Here is a 26,535-nt window from a genome sequence, read left to right on the forward strand (position 1 = left end):
TGAGTCTCCAAAATCATGAATACCTCATCAAATCCACCCACCGCCCTGCCCTTCAGGTGTTTCGCATCCATGCGCAGTCTCGTGATCTACTTCCTCCTGATGTCGGCCATTGCGGTGCCCCGCGACGCAATGGGCGCTGAAACCGGAGAGATAGAAGGGAGAATCCTGAATTCAACCACAGGAGATTCCCTTGAAAAGGCGCGCATCTCCGTGGAGGGCACAACAATCGAGGCGTTCAGCGACCAGGGTGGTTATTTCCGCATTTCCGACCTGCCAGCAGGCAAAGCCCGCGTGAAGGTTTTTTATACCGGACTCACCCCTGAGTTCAGGGAGATCGAGGTGCAGCCGGGCCGTGCGTCCCAGCTCAACGTGAATCTCGTCTCCATCGCGGCCCGGGGGATGAAGATGCACGACAGCGACACCGTGGAACTCGCGAAGCTTGTCGTCAGCACCTCGCGCGAAATGTCCGGAGCCGCGATCGCAATCAACGAACAGAGGTTTGCACCAAACGTCACAAACGTGGTCGCAGCTGATGAATTTGGCTACGTGGCGGAAGGTAACGTCGCCGAGTTTCTCAAGTACCTGCCCGGGGTCGCGGTCGACTTTATCGGAGGAAACGCTCTGGAGATCTCACTTCACGGAGTCCCGTCCGCCAACGTCCCGGTCACGGTCGCCGGCTTCAATCTTGCGGCCGCGGAAGGTACGGGAACCTCACGATCGGTGCAGGCCGGATTCGCCTCAACCAACAACCTGTCCCGGATCGAGGTGTCGTTCACCCCCACCCCGGAAAGCCAGGGGGCCGCGCTGGCCGGAACCGTCAACCTGGTTCCACGCAGCGCATTCGAGCGCTCCAAGCCGGCCTTCGGCGGAAGCGTCTACATGAGCATGCGGGACAATGCGCGCGACTTCCACAAGACGCCCGGACCACTCGACAAGCCCACCCGCAAGGTTCATCCGGGATTCGACTTTTCACTCATCTACCCCGTGAACAAACATTTTGGCTTCACGCTCTCAGGGGGGCGCTCGACGCAGTACGTCGAAGGATCGCTGCTCAGCAACACCTGGCGCGGCACAACCGTGGGGACAAACGGGACCACTTTCCCAAACACCACGCCGGACCAGCCATACCTTTCCACCCTTCTCGTGAGCGATCGACCCAAGAATCAGGAGCAGGCCTCGTTTGGAGCAACCATGGATTTTCGTCTGTCATCCCGGGACCAGATTTCCTTCTCCTTTCAATACTCCTCATACGAAGAGACAAACATCCTGCGCTCGGTCACCTTCAACGTGAATCGAGTGCTGCCGGGAAATTTCTCCTCCACATTCACCAGGGGAGCCGTGGGCGCCGGAGACCTGGTGCTCGCACGCAGCGGCCGCAATCGCACGAATCAAAACTACACGCCCACGCTGGTCTGGCGCCACAACGGCCCCATCTGGCGTGCGGAAGCCGGAATTGGAAGCTCGCGTGCCGTCTCAAGAAATCGAGACCTTGAAAACGGGTTTCTCAACACCACTCAGGCTCGACGCACCGGTGTCACCGTCGCCTTTGAAGACTACACAACGATGAGACCCCGGGTGATCTCAGTCACCGATGGCACAACGGGCACCCCCGTTGATCCCTACAGCCTCTCCAGTTATGCTTTGACTACGATGACCACGACCAACCCCCGAAATGTGCAGGATCTTCAGACGGGGGCGTATGCCAGCATCGGGCGAAGCTTCAACTGGCGCGTGCCATTCTCGCTGAAGGCTGGAATCGACCTGCGAAAAACGGAGCGCAACAATCTTGGCAGCACGACGACCGCGACGTTCGTTGGCGCCGATGGCCGTGGCAGCACGACTCCTTTGGGTGGCAGTGATGATCTCGCCGTGCCGTTCCTGGATGCCAGCTTCTCGCAGCGCACCGCACCCTATGGATTTCCAAGGATCCAATGGATCAGCAATGAGCTCCTTTGGAAGGACTACAATGCCAACCCCTCCCACTTCGTGATCGATCGAAATGCAGAATACCGCTCAATTGTCAGCACCTCAAAATATGCGACCGAACTGATCTCCTCCGCCTATCTGCGTGGCGACCTGAGCCTGATGAACCGCCGCCTGCGCATGGTCGGTGGGCTGCGTGCAGAGCAGACAAATGTGGAGGCGCTCGGACCACTCAGTGACCCAACCCTGAACTATCAGCGCAATTCAGATGGCAGCGTCATCCTTGGTTCCAACGGCAAGCCCCTGCTCAAGGTTCCGACCACCGATGCCCTGGGCGTCTCCAAGCTCACCTACATCGAGCGGGGCATGAAGGCGGAGAAGGAGTACCTGCGTCTTTTCCCGAGCATCAACGTCAGCTACAACGTCCTCGACAACTTGATCGCACGCGCCGGCTACTACCATTCGGTCGGTCGTCCGGATTTCAATCAGTATGCCGGGGGCGTCACGCTTCCTGACACGACGGCCGCCCCGAGCACATCCAATCGAATCACTGTAAACAACGCCGGTATCAAGGCGTGGAGCGCGCAGTCAATGAACGTGCGGCTGGAGTACTACTTCCAAGGCGTCGGCCAGATATCGCTTGGAGCCTTCAGAAGAAGCTTCAACAATCTTTTCGCCGGAACCCTGTTCCGGCCAACACCGGAATTCCTCGCCCTCTACGGGCTGGATGAGGCCACATACGGCCAGTACGACGTTTCCACCCAGTACAATGTTGACGGCAAGGTCTACATCCAGGGACTGGACTTCAGCTACAAACAGTCGTTGACATTCCTTCCCAGCTGGGCGCGGGGCCTGCAGGTCTTTCTGAATGCAAGCGCGCAACGCACCACGGGGGCCAACCTGGGAAGCTTCACCGGAGTGAACTCACTGCCGCGCAGCGCAAGCTGGGGAGTGAGTCTGACCCGGCAGAAGTTCAACGTACAGGTGAACTGGAGCTACCGGACAAGGCAGCGTCGGGCACCCGTTGCAGCGGCGCCAAGCATTGAGCCGGGAATGTATAATTGGATTGGTGAACGCCTCTTTGTCGATGTCATGGGGGAATACCACCTCTGGAAGAGGATCTCGGCGTTCGCAAACTTCCGGAATCTGCTTGGGGTGCCGGAGAATCTGGAGATTGCCGGCCCAAGCACCCCTGATCACGCCCGCTTTCGGAGCCGGCAGGAATACGGTGTGCTCTGGACATTTGGCCTCCGTGGGCGCTTCTAGCCTGGATCATCCTCATGCATCGCGTGCGAATCATTTCACTCCTGCTCGCTCTCTTGCTGGTGCCATTGGGAGCTGAGCCGCGTGCGGATCGCCATGTCATCTTGATCACCATCGACGGATTTCCCGCCCACCTTTGGCCGGATCCCTCCCTTCCATTGCCCAACCTTCGTGCAATGGCCGCCCATGGTGCGCGGGCCAGGGCGTTGTCATCCAGCAACCCAACCGTCACATGGCCCAATCACACCACACTCGTGACGGGCGTGAGTCCGCGCCGCCATGGCGTTCTTTTCAACGGATACGTCACTCGCCAGGGCCCGGGTCGTCCCACCCACAATGAGCCGTGGACCGACAAGTCGATCATGGTGCGCGTGCCCACCGTCTATGATGCCGCCCACGCCGCAGGGCTTGGCACCGCGGAGTGCGACTGGGTCGCCATCAGCAGGGCCGGCACCATTGACTGGAGTTTTGCAGAGTTGCCGGATCCAAATGGAAAGGTTGCGCGGGAGATGGTTGATGCGGGAATAGCCTCCTTGGATGAGATCGTTGCAGCACACGGTGGCAAACAGCAGCGGAACATCGTCTGCAGGGATGAGCTCTGGCTGCGTGCGGCTCAGTTCATATTTGAACGTCATCGCCCCAATCTTCTCCTGCTTCACCTGCTCAACACCGATTCCACGCATCATCGATATGGTCCCGGATCGCTGGCCGGTTATTCGGCCCTCGCCCTGGCGGACCGTCTGGTCGGAGAATTGGTTCGCACCGTCGACGCCACCGGTCTCCTGAAGCAGACAACATTTATTGTAACGACGGATCACGGCTTCAAGAAGGTGCAGACCCACCTGTACCCCAATGTCACCCTGAAGCGCGCGGGTTTGCTGCGCAGTGCCGGAGCGCGCATCGTGGACTGCGCCGCCTACGCTGGGGCACAGGGTGGGATCGCTTTCATTTATGTCACGGATCCGGCTCGCAGAACGGAGCTGATTCCCAAGCTGAAAAGCCTCTTTGTCGGTGCCGAAGGGGTGGATCGGGTCATTGATGGAACCTCTGCGCCCGGCCTGGGCATGCCCGGGCCGGATGAAAACCAAGCCATGGGCGACTTGATCCTTTTCGCCAGGGCCGGATTCTCTTTTTCCGGCTCCGCGGCGGGGGAGGTTGAATCGCATCCGTCGGTGGACTACGGTGGATCGCATGGCTATCCAGCCGATGATCCTGAAATGGACGGGATTTTTGTCGCCAGCGGCGGAGGCATCCGCGAGGAGGTTGTACTGGATCGAGTGAGCAACATGGATGTGGCACCCACCATCGCTCATCTTCTCGACGTGCCCCTGCCAAACGTCGAGGGTCGCGTGATTGATGAAATCCTGAAGCCGGACCCATGAATTTTCGCCGATACCGGTGTCGGGCCCGGCAATATCCATTGCAGCAGCCATGGTATGCGGCTGGCCTGCACTGGGTGGTTTCATCGGCGACGAATGAACACACTCCCCGGCTCTCCGATATCAGTGCATTCCAAGGATTTCGATCGATGGTGATCCCTTTCACAATGGATTTCGGATGGCATTATTTCTTTAAGACCAGTCATTTCGGGAAATCACCCGTCGACGTCACCTCGATTACAAAGAGCCACCAGCTCGTTCCGAGGCCTGAAGTCGGCTCCGAGGTGCCGAAACATCCAGTCGCGAAGGACGTGTAACGGATTTGCTCCGGCATCGCATCGTAAGATCAGGCGCACATGCACTGGCGCCAACCGTTGACTTGCGATGCCCTCCTCGATCGCGAAACCAATCCGTCCCTCCCACCGCATGACTCGCCACTTCTGCCTTCTGCTGCTGTCGCTCGCCTGCGGCGTGACGGCTTTGACCGCCACAACGGATGCGGGATGCCTTCCGGTCACCATAAGCGCTGACAACCGATACCTGGTCGGATGCGACAAGAGGCCCTGGCTTGTGCATGGTGACACCGCATGGTCCCTGCTTGCTGCTCTAACCACGGAAGAAGCCGAGCGCTATCTCGAGGATCGAAGGCGGCATGGCATCAATGCCGTGATCGTGAACCTGATCGAGCACAAGTTCGCGCCCGCCGCCCCCAGGAACCGCGCCGGCGACGCTCCATTCCTGAGCCCGACCGATTTCTCTACACCCAATGAGGCGTATTTCCGGCACGCCGACCGGATCCTGAAGCTCGCCGGCGAAAAGGGCATCCTAGTGTTCTGTTGCTGAAATGACTAGACTTAAAAGTCGTTATCGTTCAACCTGCAAGCATGAGCAGGAAACCGACGATTCTGACGGTCACGGCAGACCAACGTGGCGTTTTGGAGCGCTGGGTGGGCGCGCACGGTACGCCCCAGCAGGTGGTGAAGCGCTGCCGGATCATTTTGCGCAAGGCCGAAGGGCTGGACGATGCCACGATTGCGGAGGAGCTGGAGGTGAACCGGCACACCTGCCGGCTGTGGCGCCAGCGCTTTGTGTCCGCAGGTCCGCAAGGATTGTGGGACGTGGCGAATGGCCGCGGGCGCAAGCCGCGCCGAGGGCTGGCGAAAAGGATCGTCGAAGCGACGCTGCACACGAAGCCGCCGGGGCGGACGCACTGGAGCGCGCGAACCCTGGCGAAGGCGCAGGGCGTGCATGCGAGCACAGTCGCGCGTATCTGGCAGGAGCATGGGTTGCAGCCGCACCGACAGGAGACGTTCAAACTCTCCCGCGATCCACAGTTTGTGCCCAAACTGCTCGATGTGGTGGGCGTTTACCTCAACCCACCGCAAAACGCGGTGGTGCTCTGCGTGGACGAGAAAAGCCAGATTCAGGCGCTGGATCGCACGCAACCAGGCCTGCCGCTGAAGCGCGGTCGCTGCGGCACCTGGACGCACGACTACGTGCGCCATGGCACGACCACGCTGTTTGCCGCATTGAACGTGGCCGCCGGCAAGATCAGCGGCCACTGCTTCCCGCGCCACCGGCACATCGAGTTCCTGAAGTTCCTGCGACAAATCGACGCGGAATATGCCGAGGCGGACGAGCTCCATCTTATCGTCGACAATTACGGCACCCACAAACACGAGCGGGTGCAGCGCTGGCTCGCCCGGCGTCCACGCTTCAAACTGCACTTCATTCCCACCAGTTCGAGCTGGCTCAATCTGGTGGAGCGCTGGTTTGCCGAACTCACCGGCAAGGCGGTGCGTCGCGGCAGCTTCTCCAGTGTTCCCGATCTGATCAACTCGATCACCCGCTTCATCGAGCAATGGAACCAGGAGCCCACGCCATTTGTTTGGACCGCCAAGGCGGAGGACATCCTTGCCAGGATCGAACGCTGTCGTCGCCGGCTCGAGGCCATCCAGCCCGGTTGCACCCGGCGAAAGCCGCGCAAGAAGGCCGCATGATATATGTATAGTCATTTCCGCGACAGAACACTAGTTTTTCTGTTTCCGTGCTACTGGGGCTATGACGGCAAGAACGAGGGTTTCTGGCATGAACTTATCGCGAATGACGCGGCGCAGTGCCGCGCCTACGGACGATTCCTCGGCCAGCGCTACCGGAGCTTTACAAACATCGTCTGGGTGCATGGCGGAGACTTCTCCCCTCCGGACGATTCTCCAGGCGTGGCGCTCGGCCTCGAAATCCTGCTCGGGATAAAGGATCGCGATCGCCCCGGCCGGATGCACAGTTTTCACGGCAAGCGTTCGACCACCGCCTTGGACCACCACAGGTTCGCCCCGCATCTCGACCTCGATTCCATCTACACTGGCGATGAGTTCGTCCAGAGAGGGCCCGCCGAGCCCTGGAGACTCTCCCTCCATGCCTACAATCGGGCCAATCACCGGCCGGCCTTCCTCGTGGAGGCCCGCTACGAAAACGAGGCTCAGACAAATCCGGTGCTCATCGTCATCGGGGCCAGGGAGCGCATCCGGCGGCAGCCCTATTGCGCGCTGCTGAGCGGCGCGATGGGGCACTTTTTGGGCAATGACGCGGTCTGGCAGTTCAAGGCGGGCTGGGACGGCCCAAGGGGCATCCACTCGCCAGCCAACGCGGACTTGGTCCATTTTCGCGAAGTGTTCGCAACCCGCGCTTGGGAAAAACTCGTGCCCGATCAGGCCCACCAGACTGTCGTAGCTCACTACGGTGCGCCCAACGCACTCGACTATGTGGTCGCCGCGCGTGCCGCCGACGGCAGCCTTGTCATTGGCTACGTGCCCTCCACGGGCACAGAGTCACGGACAATCAGTGTCGATCTATCCCGGCTCAGTGGAACAGTGAACGGGCTCTGGTTCAATCCAACTTCCGGCACCTGCACAACCGTCAAGGGATCCCCCTTCGCAAACGTGGGAGTGCGGGAGTTTGCAACACCAGGGGACAACGGCACGGGGACCAACGACTGGGCCTTGATTCTGGAATCCGTACCAGCCCGGTAGAAGACGCAGCCCGGCACGGGCGATCCGCCTGCGGTTCGGACGGATCAAGGCTGGCGGACGAGCGTCGCAGCACGTCGCGCAGGGTCTGATTTACGGAATGGCGACGATGCGCAGCAGGCTTGCGCCGTGGAACGGCACTCGCGTGGTAAACTGCTGTGAAAACTCCCCGAGATCCAACTGGCGCCACACGTCGCGCACCCGGAAGCGACCGCTAAGATCAAGCTCCGCAGCCGACACCGAGACTTGTACGGATTCGCCCCAGTCGACGTAGGCCACTGGATCGCCCATATCCTGCGCAGTAGCATGCGGTTTGATGCCCGCAAGCTGCATTTCCTTGCTTTGGGCGAATCCCGAGGGATCACCCACAGGGCCGGTGATATGGAAGAGCCCGATGGCCTTCGCGCCACCCTCGAGCTCCTTGACCATGATCATCTGGTTGTCGCGGTCCCGGAGCACCCGACCTTGGCTCCCGGATGGATCCTGGTTGATCGCAATCACCTCGTGATTGCACAGCACGTTGAGCAGAAAGGGATCAAGCCGGGCAATGTCGCCACCGAAAACAAGTGGCGCGGCCATCAGCGACCACATGGACATGTAGAAATAGTGCTCGCTCGGGCTGAGGTCAGCTTTGAACACCTCGTTCTTGCGGAATGAATCGCGAACATACCCCGCAAGGATGTAATCGGGATCATTCCACTGCCCCGGCCGCGCATGCTCCCAGTAGTCCGCATTGATCCGGCCGACATAGAAGAATCCCGGCATCGCTTGGCGCGCCTTCCAGCCCAGATCGTCGGTCGTGCGCCAGACCTGGCTCATCCCGCCCGCCCAGGTCCATGCTTTGCCCATCCCGTACTGGCAGATGGTGAAGACGATGTCGCGATCCTGCCGCCCGAGTTCCGCAGCCATAAGCCGGAACGGTCGCTGTAGCTCGCGCAGCGAATGATTTGGGGCAATCTTCTCGTAGGAGCACCAATCGTACTTGAGCAAATCGTAGCCCCATTCCGCAAACGTGCGCGCATCAATCGCCTCGTGTTCGTAACTCGCGGCAAAGCCGGCGCAGGTCGTTCGACCGGGCGAGCTATAGAGCCCGGCTTTGAGGCCCTTCGAGTGAATGAAGCCAGCCAGTGCCTTCATGTCGGGAAAGTTCCTGTTGCCAAGGAGACGGCCGGCAGCGTCGCGCGAAGGTCCATCCGTCGCCGGATCGCCGCCGTCCACCCGCACGGACCAGCAATCGTCGATGCTCACGCAATCATAGCCGTAGTCGGCCATGCCGGACGCGATCATGGCTTCAGCCGCCCCGCGGATGATTGCGTCGGTAACGGAACGTTTGTGAGCATACCAGCTGTTCCAACCCATGGGCGGCGTCAGCGCGAGTTGATCGCCGATGACAAGGGTGAATGCGCGCGAGGAGGCACCGTGAGCATTTCTCGCCTCCAGGTGAATCGCATGACGGCCGCCGGACGGAGCACGGCCGCGAATCATGCCCGTGGATTCGTCGAGCTTCAACCCTGCGGGCAGTCCTCGAGCTCCAAAGGCGATCGGTCGCTCTCCCGTACAGGGAATGCGAAACTGAAAAGGCGAGCCGGGACGCGCGCCAACGACCATCGGCCCGTTGATGCGCGGTGTGACAGGAGGCGGCGGAGTCAGCAGGTATGGCCGCTCCTCAAGCCAGGGCGCGGGGGCTGGCGGCCGTCCGCGATAGGTGATAGAGACGTCCAGCCAATCCGCGAAATCCGTGCGGTTGCCATCACCGGCATCGGTGACGAGAAACACGAGGATACGGACGCCGGCAAGGGGAATTGAGAACGGCCGTGCCTGTTCGCCCGCACGCATCAGACCGCTGTCCCAGAGGACACGGCGGTCTCCGAGCACATGGAGCCGAACGGTTGCATCCCTGCCCGCATCGTCAGCACCCGCCCAGCCGGTGAGCAGCTCCGCGCATCCATCGAGTTCAAGGATCAGCGTGCTGAACGCCCGCGTGCCGACACCGGTGTCGAACTGCCGGCCCGCGACGCTCAACAGCCCTCCGGCGACCGATCGATTGGCCAGCGCCGTACCGCGTCCAGTGCCGGAAGTCATCGCCGACAGGTCGATTTCATGCAGACCGATTCTGCCCGACTGGTGCGCTTGGACCGCTGCTGAGACCATCGCAAGGGCGATCAGAAACCCGTGATTCATTTCGACTTCATCCCGATCCTGCGGCTGCCGCGCAGCCGGTCGGCAAAATCAAAGAAGCGCTCCCAGTCATACGCGGTGATCGCATGCCTGCCAGTGCGAACATGATAGCCGATCTGACGCCCAATCGGCACATCGGGCGCAGGCCATTCAGTTGTGCCGAGTCCTTCGATTCCAAAGAGGCGGTAGGCCGGCTCGGCGTGCACGGCACCCAGGAACTCGCCGCGTGGATCAGCCCAAAGATCCTCCGTCGCACTGGCCACGTATAGCGCCCGGGGGGCGGCTAGGGCGAGGAGCATGTGCTGATCCGTCGCGCGCGCCAAGGCGCGACCGGCGAACTGGCTGTAGTTCTCGCAGTACCAAAACGGAAATGTGCGGACGGAATCGGCGATGGTTTCACCGAAGTCGCGGCGGCCAAGCGACGCGCCGCCTTCGCCGCTGTCGTTGGAGATCACCAGTGCGAAACGCTCGTCCTGCGCACCAGCCCAAAGGGCCGTCTTGCCCTGGCGCGAATGCCCCAGAACCGCGATGCGCCCCGCATCAATAGCGGGATTAGTTTCAAGGTAGTCGACGATGCGGCTGAGTCCCCAAGCCCAGACTCCGATGGCACCCCACTCATCCGGCTCCCGCGCAGTGCGTTCCGCCCTCTTCATGAGGTAGCCGCGCAGGCCTGTCCGCCAGCCGTCACGCTGATCCGGCTCAAGCTCGCCATAGTAGTAGGTGGCGACCGCATAACCGCGCCGCAGCGCGAGCGCGAGCGGCCAGGATGCACTCCCCTTGCCGCGGGTGGCATCGGTCGTGCGATTGATCATGGCTGGACCGCACCAAGGTATTCATAAAGCACCTCGGCGAGATTCGCCCCATAGTCCTCCCAATGCCGGCCGGACGTAAAGTCCTTCACGCCGGCGATCCAGTTGCTGGCGAACTCGTGCACGACCCCGTCAATGCCGAAACGCTCGAGCCAGCCGTCGCCAAGCGTGCCGGGATTGCGGAAGCTCGTGCTGGTTGAGCCATCGGTGAACCAAGTGTGCTGGCGCAGAAGCCTTTCCAGCACGGCCATTCGATCGCGGTAGCGCGTCAAGTCGGGTACGGACGGAGCGCTCAGGTGAAGTTGGCCCTGCTGATGGTCGTTGTGGAGCTCAAGGGCAAGGTGCGGCTTCCGCCCGGAGGCGATCATGCCCTCGAGCCACCTTTCGAGAGCCGCGTTTTCTGGAGCGCTGCGGGCGTCGATGGGGCGGTCCCAGCCTCGGTTGAGATCACTGCCAAGCGCGTTAAAACGCGTGCGGCCGAGCGCGACTCCGTCCTTGTTCGCCATGGGCATCGCGTAGACGCAATAGCGTTCGAGGAACCTCCTTGCGTCCGCATCGTTGGCCAGCAGACGGCGCACGAGGCCTTGCAAGACCCAGTTCCCCACCGGTTCCCAAGGGTGGGCGCGGGCCCGGATGAAGACGCGATAAGGCGCATGCAGATTGCCGATGCGGAGAATCTCCAGACCGCGGCCGAGGACCGTGCGGCCGATCGGCATGATCTTCACGAGGGGATGACCGCACACGGAAGCGAGGAAGCGGTCAAGGTCGGACACCCGATAGGGTTCGAGGCGCGCCACGTAAAGTTGCGGCCCCGGCATCGTGAGGTGGAGCCGAACCCGGTCATCAGGCAGGTTATCGAGTGAAACCCCGCGCCAGCTGCGGCCGTCCTCAGAGACAAGGACACTCCTAAAATACCGGCCGTACAGGCTGGGGCCGCCGTTCCAGACATTTTCAAGATTGCGAAACTCAAAAGTGAGCTTCGTGCCGGGTTGGGCTTGGATCAGGAAGTGCACATGGCCCGAGGCCCGGTTCGGCGACTCGCGCTCGTGATCGTAGATCAGATGCAGGTCAATCGACCCGTCCGGCGCCTGCTCATACCAGAGCGGAGAGGCATTTTCGAAACTGGTGTCTATGAAATCGAGGACTGGGATGCGTGGAATCCGCCTCGTCGCAGGCGCCTTTCCAGACCCAGGCTGGTCCACGGCCGATAGCATGGACGGCAAGGCCAGACAGAAAAGAAATGCCAGCAAGGCTGCACGGACCCCCGAGTGCGGTGGAGGCTGGCCGAAACAATAGGCTGGGCGCAATGGAAGCGGCATAACGTTGGGCTGAAGGGCGGTCGCGCCCGCGATATTCAGGGCAGCAGGAGCAATGGACAAGGGATCGAGTTGTCAGAGATTGAGGAAGGGACCCGAAGAACCTGGGTCTCCTGACGAACGATGCTTCCGGGCCGGGAATCAACTACCCAAATATTCGCCAAATTGCGTTTCAAATGACCACTTCCTGTCCGCGCGGGCAGGCCGCAGGCTTTTCCCTGGCGGCCGGCCAGAATGCCCGGCGTGCTGCCAAGGGATTGTCGCAAGCTGCGCTGTTGGCGCTTGTCAACCCCGACCCCAGCGACCGACCTGGGATCACGACCCGGCCGCTGCCCTGCCCTCGATCGCAATTCCCGACGCCAGCAACCGTCCGTAATCCTCATCGCTCACGCCGCATTCCGCCAGCAGCTCACGGTTGTGCTGGCCGAGCGCCGGCGCGGGCGTGCGGATCGCCCCCGGCGTTCCGAGCAGCCGCGGCACGACGGGATGCATCGGAAGCGGCTTCACCTCCTCATCGGGGTAATCAGACACGATCTCGCGCTCGATGAAATGCGGGTCCTCGAGAATCTGCGGAATCGCATAAATCGGTCCAACCGTCACACCAACCTTCTCGAAATAGGCGACATTCTCCCGCTGCGTGTGGCGGCTGATGTACGCTCCGATGATGGCATCGAGTTCCTCCGCATGCTTCACACGGTCGATGTTCGTCCTGAACCTCGGGTCATCGATCAGTTCGGATCGCCCGATCGCCTCAAAGATGCGCTCCGCCATGCCCTGCGTTGAGCCGGAAAGCGCCACATAGCCGCCATCACTGCAACGATACGCATTGCGGGGCGCGGAGTTTGTCGAGCGGCTGCCCGTGCGGGGCTTCACCGTGCCGTTGAGGCGATAGTTGGCCGCTTGCGGACCAAGTATGGCAAACAGCGGATCCAAAAGCGGCAGATCAATGACCTGTCCCTGACCGCCATTCTGCTCGACTGATCTGAGCGCGATCATCACCGCAGACGCACCATAGAGTCCCGCCACCCCGTCCGCCAGATACATCGGCGGAAGCACGGGTTCGCGGTCGGCGAATCCATTCATCGACGCAAATCCCGACATTCCCTCCACAATCGTGCCAAAGCCCGGACGCTGACTGTACGGTCCGTCCTGTCCCCAGCCGGAAATTCTCACGATTACAAGCCGCGGGTTCAGAGCGAGAAGCTCCGCGGGGGCCAACCCCATTTTTTCCAAAACACCAGGACGAAAGCTCTCGATGAACAGCTGCGCAGTCGGCGCCAGCCGGCGCAGCAGGTCGATGGACTCGGCTCGGCGCAGATCGAGCGCAAGGCTCTTCTTGTTGCGCGCATAAATTTTCCAGTGCGTCGACACCCCCTCCGTCCGCCAGGCGCGCAGCGTGTCGCCTTCCGGTGGCTCAACCTTGATGACCTCCGCCCCGAAATCCCCGAGAATCTGCGTGAGCACATTGCCGGCAAACAGCCGCGAAAGATCCAGCACGCGAAGGCCGGTAAGCGGCCCGCGTGCATCGGGGGTGTAGTCGCGTTGCTTGAGCGGCATCAGGTTTTCTCCGAACCCGCGTGGGAAACAATCATCCGCGCCCGGCGCAGCGAGGGGGCGTCGATCATCCGGCCATCGACAACAAACGCGCCGTCGCAGGATTTTTCCGCAGTCGCCACCACGCGCCGCGCAAAGGCAATCTCATCGGCGGTTGGTTGAAACACCTCGTTCACGATCGCTATCTGGCTCGGGTGAATGCAGGTCTTGCCCGAATAGCCGAGTCGCCGCGCACCCAGCGCCTCGGCGCGGCAGCCATCCGCATCCTTGATGTCCGCAAACGCCGCATCGAAGGCCCAAAGCCCCGCCTCCGCCGCGGCCAGGCGCACCGCGAGTTGCACGTGCATCACGGCGGCAGCGTTCGCACGTTCAATGCCGGATGGATCGAACAGATCCACCAGTCCGAGCTGCAAACCGGCCACGCGCGGATCCGCCGCCGCAATTTCCGAAGCGAAGCGCAACCCGCGGGGCGACTCAATGTTCAGGAGAAGGCCGATCGGCCGGGAGATTCCGCACGCTTCCTCGATGCGTGCGAGCACTGCCACGGCCGCGTGCACCTCGGCGGGAGACTCAACCTTGGGAAGATTGATCAAATCTATTCGCGGCGAGACCGCCGCGGCGAGGTCGGCCTCGAAATGCGGCGAGCCAGTCCTGTTCACACGCACAATGACGATCTTGTCCGAGGAAACCAGTCCGGGTGAACCCAGCGCCGCCGCCACGTGTCTGCGCGCGGCATCCTTCTGCGCCTCAGCCACGGCGTCCTCAAGGTCGAATGACAGTGCATCGGCGGCCGTCACAAGCGCCTTGGGAAAAAGCTCGGGACGCGAACCGGGGACGAAGAGTTTGCTGCGCATCGGAACCTGTTCCGGAAATTCAAACGGAATCCTTCACACAGCGAAATCCAAGCATGCCGCTGCGATCCCTGCCCGGACTCATCAGCAGGTACTTGCCGTGCTGGTCGAGCTGGTACGCCTGTGGAAAATACCAGTGCGACGTCTGCGGCTGGTAGGCGCTCCCGCCGCGCAGCACCGCGGCCCGCGTGTGTTCATCCGCAAATTCATCCGTCCATTGCCAGACGCCGCCGACGAGATCCATGACGCCAAATGGACTCGCGCCGGCGGGATGCAGTCCGACATCCTCCGGCGGCACAAGCGTGCGCCCGCGGTTCGGAGCCGGCATGTTCGCGGGGTTCCAGTCATTGCCCCATGGATACAGCCTTCCGTCCGTGCCCTGCGCCGCGTACTGCCACTCCCACTCATGGGGCAGGCGTTTGCCGGCCCATGCGGCGTACGCACGCGCATCCTCAAGCGAAACCCATGTGACCGGCTTGTTCTCCCATCCACGCGGAGGCGCGCCGCGTTTCCAATCGCGCAGGAAATTGTGATCGTCAGCCGGCCGGTAGCCCGTCGCCCGGACGAAATCCCTGAACGCCGCATTCGTCACCGGGTGGCGGTCGATGTGAAAGGCGTCGATCCTGAGCCGATGCAAATGGGAGCGGCGCGGGGACGGTTCCCAAGGATACTGGACGTCAAGTCCGTCCCAGGTGAAACCCTCAATCTCAACGCCGGTCACCCGAAATTCAAACGTCGCCGATGGAATCCTTACCATGCCTTCCGGCGCATTGACAACGGGCTTGGTGCGGACGACGGGAGTCATCCGTTGCAGAAGCGGTCGCCACTCCGCGGATAGCGACCTCAGCGGCGCGCGTGTGAGCGCGCGGCGTTCCCGCAGAAACCCGTCCAGGTTCAATGGCCTTGCGCCCGGCTCGACGGCGAGCACGGCGCCAAACCCCCGTGGCTCAAGCGGAAACTCCAAAGTCGCCTGACCATCCTGCACCCGCGGGCGCAACTCGACGCCGCGCCAGGCATCGTAGTATTTCCGAGACTGCACATGGTCGACGCGCAACTGCCCTCCCGCCAGCGCGTACTCGTTTCGATTCACGACTGTCCAGAGCGTGGCCACTTTCCCCGGAAACATTGAGGCGAACACATTCTGCTGCAGCGTCTGCGCATAGGGTTCCCAGTCCAAACTCACGAGCAGGTCGGAAAAGCGGCGGAACAAGTGAGAAATTCTCCGGAGCGCCGCCGCATCGCGTGGCGTGAGCTGGTTCCAAATGCCCCAGATGTTCTCCCAGGCATTGTAACCTGTGCCGTTGAAAAAAATGTAGTGAAAGTCATTGGTGCGGTCGCGGCCCCAGCGGTTCTCCAGATTGGTCATGTGGCGGGGCTCGAGCCACTTCAACTTTGAGACCGGAAGGACGACCTCGCTGGGCAGGAGCTTGCCCCAGCTTTGAAGATTCCATGCCAGCGCCTCGTCCGACAGTGGAACCGCCTCCGGTTCGAAGACGAGCGGATGCCCCCGCGCCTCCGCCGCGTCGAAGAATGCGCGGGGCACGCCGCTGTAGGTGTCGCCATTCACCCCGTCCGCCCCGATCGCCGCGGCCAGTTTGGCGATCGCCTCCCAGTCCGGCACGCCCGCCGGACGCGTCCCGTTGTCCCACGGCATGGTCGGAATGAAAACCTTCACGCCGCGCCGGTGAAAGTCCCTCACGATCCGCTTCAATCCGGCCAGTCCTCCGGGCAGGTCGGCCGCGAGATCGAACTGATTCCGGTCGTCGATGCCGATGTTTGGATAGACATACCAGAGCAGCACGCTGTCGATTCCGCCGTACCGGCTCTTCAGGTCGTCGAGGTAGCGGTCAACCGTGTACCTGCGGGTGACGGGATCGTAAAAGTAACGGTCCTCGACCATCATCTGCGCATGGACGAAATTCCTCCGGGTCCATTGGAACTCCCGGCGCTCATAGTTCGCGCCGGAGTAGCCGATGCGCAGCAGGTGCTCGCGCCGCCATTCCTTGAAATCGCGCCGCCAGGCCGGGGCCGCCGCATTCACGTTCTGCCTCCAGTGGCCGATCGACTGAAACGGCCAGCCTGGCGCCCCGACCGGCAGCGGAAGGTGCGGGCCGTTGCGCGCGTGCGAAAGCTGAAACTCGGCGATGCGAGGTGACGGGGCGGCTTGCGGCTTGCGGTTCATCAAAGGGACATGGGGACTGGCACCGATCCACAGGCTTGCGGAAACAACCGGCAAAAGCCATCCAAACCTGCGCTGGCATCCGGCGAAGCAAACGTTTGCCCGACCGGAAGCCCCTGTCGATGCAAATCGTGACTTGCCTGTTGCGGGCGCATGGCGGAGGGTGGCGTCCTGCATTCCGGCGGGCGCACGCGCCGTCCATTCCAGCGATGAAGAAAAACGCCAGCCTGATCGATGTGGCCCGCCGGGCCAGGGTCAACATCTCCACCGTCTCGCGCACGATCAACAAGACGGGCAAGATCGGCGCCGACACCCAGGCCCGCGTGCTCAAGGCCATGCGCGAACTGGGCTACAAGCCCAACCGCGTCGCCCGCCGGCTTCGCACGCGCGACAGCAGCAGTTTCCTGCTGGGTCTCATCATTCCCAACATCCAGAACATCTTTTTCGCCGACCTCGCCCGAGGCGTCGAGGACGTCGCCTTCCGGAGCAACTATGCCGTGCTGCTCTGCAACTACGACGAGGACGAGGCCAAGGAGCGCTTCTACCTCGACGTGATGCAGCTCGAGTCCGTCGACGGCATCATCCTGCCGCCCATTCACGAGGAGGACGACGCCGTCCTCCAGGTCGTTCGCAACGGCACCCCGGTGGTCTGCGTCGACCGCAGCCTCGCCCGAGGCGGCCTCGACAAGGTGGAGATCGACAATCATCTCGGGGCCCTGCGCGCCGTCGAGCACATCATCTCCCAAGGGCACCGCCGCATCGGCCTGATCGGCGGACCAGCCGACTCCTCGACAGGCCGCGAGCGTTTGCGCGGCTACAAGGATGCGCACACCCAGGCGGGCATCCCGCTGAAATCGGAACTGATGCGCTTTGGCGATTTCAAGCAGGACAGCGGCCAGACCCTGGCGCACGAGCTTCTAGGTCTGGCAAACCCTCCCACAGCGCTTTTTGTCTGCAACGGCCTGATGACCATTGGCGCGCTCGAGGCGATTGCCGCGCGCGGACTCAGGATTCCGAAACAGGTCGCCATCGTCGGCTTCGACGAACTGCCCCTCGCAGGCGTTTTCAACCCGCCACTCACCGTTGTGCGTCAGCCGGCCTACGAAGTCGGCAAATGCGCGGCAGAACTTCTGCTCAAGCGCATTGAGGATTCCGACCGCCCGGCGACAAGCCTGAAGCTGCACCCGGATCTGGTCGTGCGGAAATCGTGCTGAGCACCAGCTCGCGGGAAAATGTTGCGCTTGACGCCGGAGCTGAGCAAACGTTTGCGTCACAGTCAGGCCCCTATTCCAATCATGCCCTCCTCCCCGGTCGTCGTCGTCGGCAGCATCATGCAGGACCTGAGCCTCGCCTGCGCTGAGTTTCCCCTGGCCGGACAGACGATCTTGGGCCGCCTCAAGGTCGGACAGGGTGGCAAGGGCTCGAATCAGGCCATCGCGTGCGGACGCACCGGAGTCGGCACGACTTTCGTGGGCGCGATGGGGCGTGACGCCTATGCTGCGCAGGTTGAGGCGTTCTACCGTCGCGAGGGCATCGGCTGCAGGCTGGCACTGAAATCCGGCGTGCCCACGGGCACCGCGGTCATTCTTCTGAATCGCCGGGGCCAGAACATGATCGCGATTGATCCCGGTGCCAACACCCGGCTCGCACGCGCGGACATTCCTCCCGCCTTGATGCGCAACGCCCGCGTCGTGGTCGCGCAACTGGAGGCGAATCCCCAGGCCAGCGGGCACGCCCTGCGGCTCGCGCGCCGCGCAGGCGCTGTGGCTATTCTGAATCCCGCGCCCATGCGCGACGACTTCGATGCTTCGCTGCTCCGGCACGTCGACATCCTCATTCCCAATGAGAGCGAATTTGTAGCGCTCGTGAGGCGCCTTGCAGGTTCACGTCGGACGAAGTTCGACGAGGCGGCCCTGCATCGGCTGAGTCCGGGGGAACTTCACGCCCTGTGCCGGCGGTTTGAAGTTCCCACCCTGATCATCACGCTGGGAAGCCGGGGCTGCTTCATTTCGTCTCCTGAGGGATCTCACGCTCTGCCCGCCCACCGCGGCATGCGCGTGGTGGACACGACGGGGGCGGGCGATGCCTTCTGCGGCGGTTTTGCCGCAGGCCTCGTGCGTCACGATGGCGACGTTGTAGCCGCGGCGCGCCTCGGCACCGCCGTCGCCGCGCTATCCATCACCAAGGCCGGCGCCGCCGATGCGATGCCCACGCGGCGCGAACTGGAAAGATTCCTCAAGAAGCGAGGCGTCGTTTCCTAAGGCGCCTCCCGCCGCGGCGCAAGTTGCAGCCAGGTCAGGCGCCAGGCTCCGTCCCCGCGGCCGCCCGCCTCGAAATAGGGCAGGAAAGTGATGGCAGGGCGATAGCCGAGGTTGAGCGTGACTGGCAATGCACCGCTCTCGGTCCGCTCGGATCCCAGTTCAAGCATGCCTGGCGTTGGTGGTTCCGGCAGTCGGATCGTCTCCTCGGTCTTGAATCCATCAATTAGTCCTGTCGCATAAACCAGGGGACCGCAGGTTATCGCGACGTAGTCGAAGCGCAGCACCTCCTGCCTCACGTGCGAGCCGTCCGGTGCGCGCGACTCCTGCACATTGCGATTCATCCGCCGATGAAAGCGCGGAATCATGGGCAGGTGAAGGCTGACAACATCCCCAGCCTGCCACACGCGCTCGATTCGCGCGTACTCACCGGGCTCGATTGGAAAATCAACCGGAGCTCCATTGACTTCCAGTCGCGCTGAATCCGCCCACGATGGAATGCGCAGGCGCAATCCCCAGCGCCCTTCGCGAGCAGGACGGACGAGGATCCTCACATCGCCTTCGAAGGGGAACCGCGTTTCCTGCACGAGTTCGACATCTCCCGCCACCTTCGATGGGAGCACGGCCCGCCCCGCACAGTAAAGGTTCACTGAAAGATCGCCATCTTCCAAAATGCCGCAGGCCACCTCAGGCAGTTCCTCCAGCGCGCAAGGTCCACTTGACTTGCAGCATCTCCAATAGGTCGTGAAGACGCGCCGTCCGTTCGGAAACGAATAGTAGCACCAGTTGTCCCCCGCGGGCGCCTGTGCACCGAGAAGATCGTTGTAGGCGGACTTTTCGATCTCCTCCGCGTACTTTGCCGCTCCCGTGATCGAGAGCAGTTCACGGTTCAATTGAATCCACGAAAACGTCGAGCAGGTTTCGACATAGCCATAAGGGCTGAACACTCCCGGCGGATTGAAGACCTCGCGCGATCGATGTGCCACGCCTCCCCATGGTCCGCCACCGAGGGTCAGGTGATGGTCGCGAATGCTCTGCCAGGCGAGTTCGACCGCCCGCAGGTGCGACGGGTGGCCCGCCACCCGGTGGAGTTTGGCAAGTCCGACGAGATTCCAGCAGAGCTGATAGGCCTTGCCGGTCGCTATGAAAGCCACGTCAACACCTGCCAGCAACTGGCTGACAAGCTCCAGCGCCGGAGCGCAACTCGCCTGCCGAAGGATGAGTTCCGCCAGCTTGAGATAGCGCTGCTCGCCTGTGACGTGGTAGAGCTCCACGGCCGGATCCAGCAGGACCGTGGCCGAAAGCCCGTGATGATTGCCAAACCTTGTGATGTCGGCGCCCTCATCCCCCAGGACCCGCCAGCACAGATCGCCGATTCGACGGGCGGCATCGATGAAGGCGCGCTGCTTCAGCACGCGGCCGCTTTCGAGCAGGCCAAGGATCAGGTAGCTGTGCACCCACACATCCCAGGTGCGCTCCGCGGGCGCGCCATCCCAAGTGCGCGAGGGCGGCCCCGGCCGGCAGGTGAAGCGCCTGCTCCGGGAATAGGTTCCCAGGTACCCGTCGTCCTCCTGAACACTGAGCAGATACTCCGCCACCCGCAGCAGATTCGAACGAAGGACCTCGTCGCCGGTTCGATCGACAGCGCGGGCCGCCGCAACCATCCACTTGCCGGCATGTTCGCCGTACCAGTCTCCCTCATTATTCCGCTCGCGGCACTCACGACAGAACAGCGCGATCGGAGGGCTGAGCTCATCGCGGATGAAAGCGCCCAGATGGGCGGACTGGCTTGCGGCGATCGCCGTGCCGAGCAGACCATCCAGGCGGATGCAGGCGGGTGAGGGGAATTCCATCGTTTGGACCACGGGACGAGCCACGACAAAAAAGTTGACACGCGGAGGCAAAACCAAAATATCACCGCGTGCAAACGTTTGCCCGAAAGCGACGTTTGCCTCACCACCACCCCGACAATCTCAAATCCCGCAGGCTCAACCCCGATCCTCATCAGGCTGTCGCCACCGCCTTGCCCATGAAGTCATTCCGTCCAAATTTTACGCAAACGTTTGCTCTCCACCCAGCATGAAATCCAAACTTGCCCGACACCTGTCCCTCGCGACGCTTCTGTCGCTCGCCCTGGCTCATCTTTCCCCCTCCACCTTCGCCCAGGCCGTGCCTGCCGCTCCGCAGGACGCCCAGTCGAAGGACAAGGACAAGGACAAGGACGAGACGATCGAAATGCAGAAGTTCACTGTGACCACAGGCTACCGCTCACCCAAGGCGATCGACCAGATTCCCGGAGCGATCAAACTCATTTCCTCCACCGAGATTGCGCAGACCAAACTGCTGACGGACGACGCAACAGCGGTGCTTGCCCGAACGATTCCAGGCTATGCTCCAGCGACGCAGTCCATGAACAATACCGGTGAGACTCTGCGGGGACGCGTGGCTCTCCGGCTCTTCGACGGCATCTCCCAGACCACTCCCTTGCGCGAGGGGAGCCGGAACGGAACCTTCACCGACATGGATATCGTCGAGCGCATCGAGGTCATCAACGGACCCTCAGCCTCTGAGGGCATCGGCGCAGTCGGCGGTATCATCAACTACATTTCCAAGAGTCCGACAAAGGAAGGCAGCGAGGCCGTTCTACGCACGAAATTCTCGGGCCAGGGCTATGATGACAGCTTCAACTGGCGAGTCGGGCTCAACTTTTTCCACAAGGCCGACAACAAGGACATCGTCGTCGGCACCTCTTTCAGCGACCGCGGCATGTCCTACGACGCCCATGGCCGCCGCCAGGGCATGAGCCAGAGCGGTTCGGTGAACGACTCGGACTCGCACAATCTCTTCATCAAGGGTGGATTAAACTTCGGGCCTGGCGAGGCTCAGCGGGTCACGCTGACGATCAGTCAGTTTCATATTGAAGGCAAAGGAAACTACGTCATTGAACTGGGCGATCGTGCACGTGGCATCACCGATAGCGCGCGCCGGCAGAAGCCGCTGAACTCCAAAGCCGAATTCAACGACTTCAAGCAGTACGCCCTGGCCTACAATCACTCCAATCTGTTCGGAGGTTCGCTCAATCTCCAGATCTACAAGGCCAGTCAGGGCATGCGCTTCCTGGCTGAGGACGGCGCCGACAAGCAGGACCCCGACATAGCGCCGCTTGGAAAGCTGGTCGATCAATCGGAGATCAATTCCCAGAAGAAGGGATTGCGCAGCTCCTGGTCGAACAAGGAGCTCTTCGGCGTCGCCGGTCTCGAGGCGAACATCGGCTACGACATCCTCAAGGAAACGGCCCAGCAGATCCTCGCGCTGACTGACCGCGTGTGGGTGCCGCCGATGAACTATACAAGCCATGCCCCGTTTCTGCAGACCTCGTACACGCGCGGTCCCGTGACAGTGAGCGGAGGCCTGCGCCGCGAGAACGGCGAACTCCAGGTCGACAGCTACACCACCACCTATTTCCGAAACCGCGTCCGCGTCACCGGCGGCACGCTGGATTACTCCGAAACCATTCCCAACGCCGGCGTCATCGTGCGCTTGCCGCGCGACTGGTCCATCTTCGGCTCCTACAGCAAGGGCTTCACACTTCCCAATGTTGGCATTCCGCTGCGCAATGTGAATACTCCCGGCCAGTCTGTGGACGGCATTCTCGACCTGCAGGCTGTGATCGCCGACAACAAGGAGGTCGGAGTGACCTGGCAGGGAAAGATGGGCGGCTTCAGCGCCTCGCACTACAAGTCCTACTCTGATTTCGGAGTCAGCCTTACCGTGGATCCCGTCACACGCGACTTCGTCATGCAGCGCCGCCCGGTCGATCTAAAGGGATGGGAGTTTTCCGGGGAATTCCGCCCCAGCAAATCCTGGAGACTCGGTGCCAGCTATTCACGCGCGGAAGGCAAGACACGAACGACGGAAACCGGCCCGCTGACCCGGGAGATCGGCATGGCCTCTCTGAGTCCCGACAAGCTCAACCTCTCCGCAACCTGGAAAGCTACAGACGACGTCAGCGTGTCCGTTTTCATGGACAACCTGTTCAAGCGGGACATCAATGTCGGCGCTCCAGGCGAAGAGCACACCTCGGGCCTGACGCTCTTCCATGTGACGGTCAACTACAGCACGAAGTGGGGTGACTTCTCCGTGGGTGTGGAGAACGCACTCGACAAGTACTACATCCTCCCCTGGTCGCAGATTGACCAATTCCTGAACTACTTCGCCGGTCGCGGCCGGGTCATCTCCGTCGCCCACACGCTAAAGTTCTAGACTCTCGCCGATTTTGTCGGCTTCGCTGCACGCCTGCCATGATGCGTCGTCTGACACGCTCGTGCATTCTTTTCTGCCTCGCATGGACAGCAGCCCATGCAGGCGCCGACAACCTCGTCACGGTCAGTACCGGATCCCTTCCTGCTCCTCCCGGGAGCGGACCGCTGCAGTGTCTGGCTGGGGCCAGCGGACAGCCGCTCGCCATTCGTGACGGAGCCGCCTGGGAGTATGACGAGCGTGCGAAGGTCTGGAATCCCCTCGCCTTTCGCACGAGCGGCGCCGTGGCGCCCAGCCCGATCATTGTGGGCTCGGGTATCTGGCTCCTTACCGGTCAATCTGAAGACGGGATTGGGACGAGTCTTGTTCCCATCCTGGCACCTGCCGCTCCGGCGCCGATCCTGCCTTCGCTGCCGATCCCGCTGAGGCAACTCCGAGGCGCCACCTCGGGCGGCGCACTCCACCTCGCCGGCATCGATGGAAACGGCGCGGCCCACTGGTTGTCGCTCGACCTGTCGGTGGAGGGCGCGCCATGGAAATCCCTGCCTCCATGGAGCGCATCGCCTCGCTCCATCAGCACCTTGGTCGCCCAGGATGCCTCGCTGCTGCTGACCTCGCCCGATGCGTCAGGCGAGCGCGACGAGGTCTGGCGATGGACTGCGGCGGACGGATGGCAGTCAAAGCACCTGCTTCCGGGGCGCGTCGTCACCGGTGCCGCACAGGCACTCGGACAGGCACACGTGATCTACCTCGTGCAACTACCGACCCTCCCGGACGGATCCCGGCGCCTGCAACTGGTCACCTTTCACACCGTCACGGCGACAATCGCCACGCAGGGGGCACCCTGGAACGGCGAAGCGCATCTCGGCGCAGGGTGGCGTCACGGTCTGATCTGGGATCGCCCGGATGGTTCCCTGTCCTCCGCGGAAATCCAGGGCGGAAAGGAACTGCTTCGCCCACTGGACTGGGTGATGCTCCTGGCCTACTTCGGCCTCATCGCCTGGATCGGGGCGTACTGCTACCGGCGCGAAAAGAAGCGGTCGACCGAGTCGTTCTTTGTCGGCAGCCGATCGATTCCCTGGTGGGCCGCGGGCATCAGCCTCTACGCCTCGAACTCAAGTTCCATCGGCTACATTGCGACAACAGCCAAGGCATACACCACGAACTGGCAGTACTTCCTCAGCAACGTGGTCAATGTCTTCGCTCTCCTCTTCGTCGCCTTCGCCATTGTGCCGCTGCTGCGCCGCCTGCAGCTCGTGTCGGTTTTTCACTACCTGGACCAGCGCTTCCACCGCTCCGTGCGCATGTGCGCAAGCGCCCTGTGCATTCTCATGCACCTGGGCGGGCGCATGAGCGTCATCCTGTTTCTGCCGTCGCTCGCCATCTCGACCGTCACCGGCCTCGATGTCACCTGGAGCATCCTGATGATGGGCGTCGTCACCATCGCCTACACCGCCCTTGGAGGCATGAAGGCGGTGATATGGACCGACGTAGCCCAGGTGATCGTGAAGTTTGGCGGGCTTTTCTTCGCTCTGGGATTCATCCTCTGGGCGCTGCCGCACGGCACGGACGAATTCATCTCGATCGCGAGGGCGGATGACAAGACCCGCATGATCGACTGGAGCTTCGATCTGACGAAGGCCACCATCTGGACGTTTATCTTCCTCCAGATCATGGAAACCGTGCTCACGTTTCCCAAGGACCAAGTGCTCATGCAGCGGGTCTTCGCAACCAAGTCCGAGCAGGAGGCGAGGCGCTCAGTCTGGGTCTTCGCTGTGATCGTTCTTCCCGGCAGCCTGATACTCTACCTTATCGGCACCGGACTTTACGTGTACTACCACACGTTTCCAGAGCGCATGAATCCGCTCCTGCCCCACGACGCCACGCTGCCGCTGTTTGTCGCGGCGGAACTGCCCGCGGGGGTCACCGGTCTTGTGCTGGCCGGGCTTTTTTCCGCAGCGATGGGAACGCTTTCGAGCATCCTCAACAGCGTCTCAACCCTCGTGTCCGTGGATTTCTATGAAAAGCTCTCAAAGCATCCGAATCCGGCGACAAGCATCCGCATTGCCGAATGGGTGACGATCCTCGCCGGGGCCGTCGGCATCGGCTGCGCGCTGCTGCTTTCGCGCTTCAACATCAGCTCCTACCTCGACCTCGCGATCGAGTTCGCCGGCCTGTTCGGCGGCTCATTCGGAGGCGCGTACACGCTGGGAATGTTCACCCGCCGAGCCAACTGGCAGGGCGTAATCATCGGCATGGGAACGAGCTTCGCGGCCACGTTCGCGATCTGGTGGCACCACCTCGTGCATCCCTTCCTGTACCTCGGCATTTCCATCCTGATCTCCATCGTGGTGGGCTGGTTCGCGAGTCTCTTCTTCCCTCCTCCGCCGGAAACATGCATCCAGGGCCTCACCGTCTTCAACGCGGGTCGGCCGGCCGCGTCAGGCGGTTGAGCACAAGCACCAGTCCCTCGACAAAGAGCGGACGCCACGCCCGCCAGTCGTGGCCTCCATCGATCACGCGCAATTCAGCACGAATGCCAGGCACGCGCCGCAGCCGGTTGTAGAGCGAATGTGCCTCGTAGTCGAGATCGTGCCGGGCGAGAAGCGGATCGGCGTTGGCGTATTCGTCGTCGCCCACGCCGATGAATATGTCCAGCGGTAGCGCTTTTACCGCAAAATGCGGCAGAATTGCCGGATAATTTTTCGCAACATAGGTTTCATCCAAGAATCGTTCCCGGCCACGACCAAACGCACCGAACTCCCTCGCGCTCGAGTCCGGAGGCGGCAGCGGCACGTAAACCGCCGGACTAAGCACGATGGCCGCGCCAAATATTTCCGGATGCGCCAGGGCAAAGCGCAGCGCTCCATAACCTCCCATGGAATAGCCCGCCACAAAGCGCCCGTTTCGAACAGCGCGTGTCGGATACTCGGCGTCGATGTGGGTCACCAGGTCGCCAGTGAAGGCACTTTCGACCGTCTCCCCCGGCGGAAGGCCTGGCTCGCCGCCAAACTCGGAATCGACATAGTAGCCCGCCCGGCGACTCGACGGCGCATCCGGCATGACGGCGATGAACGGCGGCACCCTGCCTTCGTGAATCAGCCGGTCCACATCCGGCTTTACCGTTGTCCACGCGCGGAAATTGTCCCCCCGCCCGTGCAGCAGGTACAGCACGGGATAGCGAACGGAACCATCCGCCACATAGGACGGCGGGAGATAGAGGAGATAGTCGATCTCATGACCAAGCGCTTCCGACTTCGTTGATCGCGCAAGGATAATGCCATCCGCAGACCAAAGGTGTCCCCAGGCCAAGGCGACGAATCCGGAAAGGAGGGATGTCATTCGAAGTGCTCGCCTCACAAATCAATCATCCTCGCGCACCCGCCGCCTTGCAATCCGCGAAACACGCCGGAATTCCTTCTGATTGCCGCGTCCGGAAACCACCGCAGCTCTGCAGAATCGGGGATCACATGCGCCATCGAATTCACATCGGGCGGAAAGAGCGGATGTGGAACGCGCACCTTGACGCCAGAAGCCGT

Annotated in this window: 17 protein-coding genes; 9 read left to right on the plus strand and 8 right to left on the minus strand. The window is 62.1% G+C overall.

What is annotated here, in order from left to right:
• Positions 1–15: 15 nt before the first annotated feature.
• The 5 genes from HS122_05350 (at position 16) to HS122_05370 (ending at position 7,594) form a co-directional block, all read left to right on the plus strand.
• On the plus strand, positions 16–3,189 hold the full coding sequence (locus HS122_05350) for a carboxypeptidase regulatory-like domain-containing protein (GenBank protein MBE7537819.1): 3,174 nt from the start codon (positions 16–18) through the stop codon (positions 3,187–3,189).
• A 14-nt stretch (positions 3,190–3,203) separates the two neighbouring features.
• A complete protein-coding gene (locus HS122_05355; GenBank protein ID MBE7537820.1) occupies positions 3,204–4,568 on the plus strand; it encodes an alkaline phosphatase family protein in 1,365 nt (454 codons plus the stop codon).
• Positions 4,569–4,991: 423 nt separating this feature from the next.
• Positions 4,992–5,408 carry a DUF4038 domain-containing protein gene (locus tag HS122_05360; GenBank protein ID MBE7537821.1) on the plus strand — a complete coding sequence of 139 codons (417 nt, stop codon included), beginning with the start codon at positions 4,992–4,994 and terminating at the stop codon, positions 5,406–5,408.
• Between the two features lie 41 nt (positions 5,409–5,449).
• Entirely contained in the window at positions 5,450–6,565 is a 1,116-nt protein-coding gene (locus tag HS122_05365) for an IS630 family transposase (GenBank protein MBE7537822.1), read from the plus strand.
• A 3-nt stretch (positions 6,566–6,568) separates the two neighbouring features.
• Entirely contained in the window at positions 6,569–7,594 is a 1,026-nt protein-coding gene (locus HS122_05370) for a DUF4038 domain-containing protein (GenBank protein MBE7537823.1), read from the plus strand.
• A gap of 90 nt (positions 7,595–7,684) precedes the next feature.
• Here the strand turns inward: HS122_05370 and HS122_05375 are convergent, their stop codons facing one another.
• The 6 genes from HS122_05375 to HS122_05400 form a co-directional block, all read right to left on the minus strand.
• Entirely contained in the window at positions 7,685–9,772 is a 2,088-nt protein-coding gene (locus HS122_05375; protein MBE7537824.1) for an NPCBM/NEW2 domain-containing protein, read from the minus strand.
• A complete protein-coding gene (locus HS122_05380; protein ID MBE7537825.1) occupies positions 9,769–10,581 on the minus strand; it encodes a hypothetical protein in 813 nt (270 codons plus the stop codon). Before HS122_05380 ends, HS122_05375 begins: the two co-directional genes overlap by 4 nt.
• Positions 10,578–11,792: a peptidase M14 gene (locus HS122_05385; protein MBE7537826.1), complete on the minus strand. Its 1,215-nt coding sequence runs from the start codon at positions 11,790–11,792 to the stop codon at positions 10,578–10,580. Before HS122_05385 ends, HS122_05380 begins: the two co-directional genes overlap by 4 nt.
• 417 nt (positions 11,793–12,209) lie before the next feature.
• Positions 12,210–13,451 carry a CoA transferase gene (locus tag HS122_05390; protein MBE7537827.1) on the minus strand — a complete coding sequence of 414 codons (1,242 nt, stop codon included), beginning with the start codon at positions 13,449–13,451 and terminating at the stop codon, positions 12,210–12,212.
• A complete protein-coding gene (locus tag HS122_05395) occupies positions 13,451–14,302 on the minus strand; it encodes a CoA ester lyase (protein ID MBE7537828.1) in 852 nt (283 codons plus the stop codon). The genes HS122_05390 and HS122_05395 overlap by 1 nt, the downstream gene beginning before the upstream one ends.
• A gap of 19 nt (positions 14,303–14,321) precedes the next feature.
• Positions 14,322–16,481 (minus strand): SUMF1/EgtB/PvdO family nonheme iron enzyme, encoded by a 2,160-nt coding sequence (locus tag HS122_05400; GenBank protein MBE7537829.1) that lies wholly within the window; start codon positions 16,479–16,481, stop codon positions 14,322–14,324.
• A gap of 206 nt (positions 16,482–16,687) precedes the next feature.
• Between HS122_05400 and HS122_05405 the strand changes: the two genes are divergently transcribed.
• A complete protein-coding gene (locus tag HS122_05405) occupies positions 16,688–17,692 on the plus strand; it encodes a LacI family DNA-binding transcriptional regulator (GenBank protein ID MBE7537830.1) in 1,005 nt (334 codons plus the stop codon).
• Positions 17,693–17,773: 81 nt separating this feature from the next.
• Positions 17,774–18,739: a ribokinase gene (locus tag HS122_05410; protein MBE7537831.1), complete on the plus strand. Its 966-nt coding sequence runs from the start codon at positions 17,774–17,776 to the stop codon at positions 18,737–18,739.
• Here the strand turns inward: HS122_05410 and HS122_05415 are convergent.
• A complete protein-coding gene (locus HS122_05415) occupies positions 18,736–20,565 on the minus strand; it encodes a glycoside hydrolase family 127 protein (protein MBE7537832.1) in 1,830 nt (609 codons plus the stop codon). The genes HS122_05410 and HS122_05415 overlap by 4 nt on opposite strands.
• Positions 20,566–20,815: 250 nt before the next feature.
• On the opposite strand from HS122_05415, the gene HS122_05420 reads away from it, so the two are divergent.
• Both HS122_05420 and HS122_05425 read left to right on the plus strand, forming a co-directional pair.
• Positions 20,816–22,999: a TonB-dependent receptor gene (locus HS122_05420; GenBank protein ID MBE7537833.1), complete on the plus strand. Its 2,184-nt coding sequence runs from the start codon at positions 20,816–20,818 to the stop codon at positions 22,997–22,999.
• Positions 23,000–23,037: 38 nt separating this feature from the next.
• Positions 23,038–25,449 (plus strand): sodium:solute symporter, encoded by a 2,412-nt coding sequence (locus tag HS122_05425; protein ID MBE7537834.1) that lies wholly within the window; start codon positions 23,038–23,040, stop codon positions 25,447–25,449.
• On the opposite strand, the gene HS122_05430 is transcribed toward HS122_05425, so the two are convergent.
• Entirely contained in the window at positions 25,415–26,338 is a 924-nt protein-coding gene (locus HS122_05430) for an esterase family protein (GenBank protein MBE7537835.1), read from the minus strand. The genes HS122_05425 and HS122_05430 overlap by 35 nt on opposite strands.
• Positions 26,339–26,535: the final 197 nt, after the last annotated feature.

The sequence above is a fragment of the Opitutaceae bacterium genome (assembly GCA_015075305.1).
Classification (GTDB): domain Bacteria; phylum Verrucomicrobiota; class Verrucomicrobiia; order Opitutales; family Opitutaceae; genus UBA6669.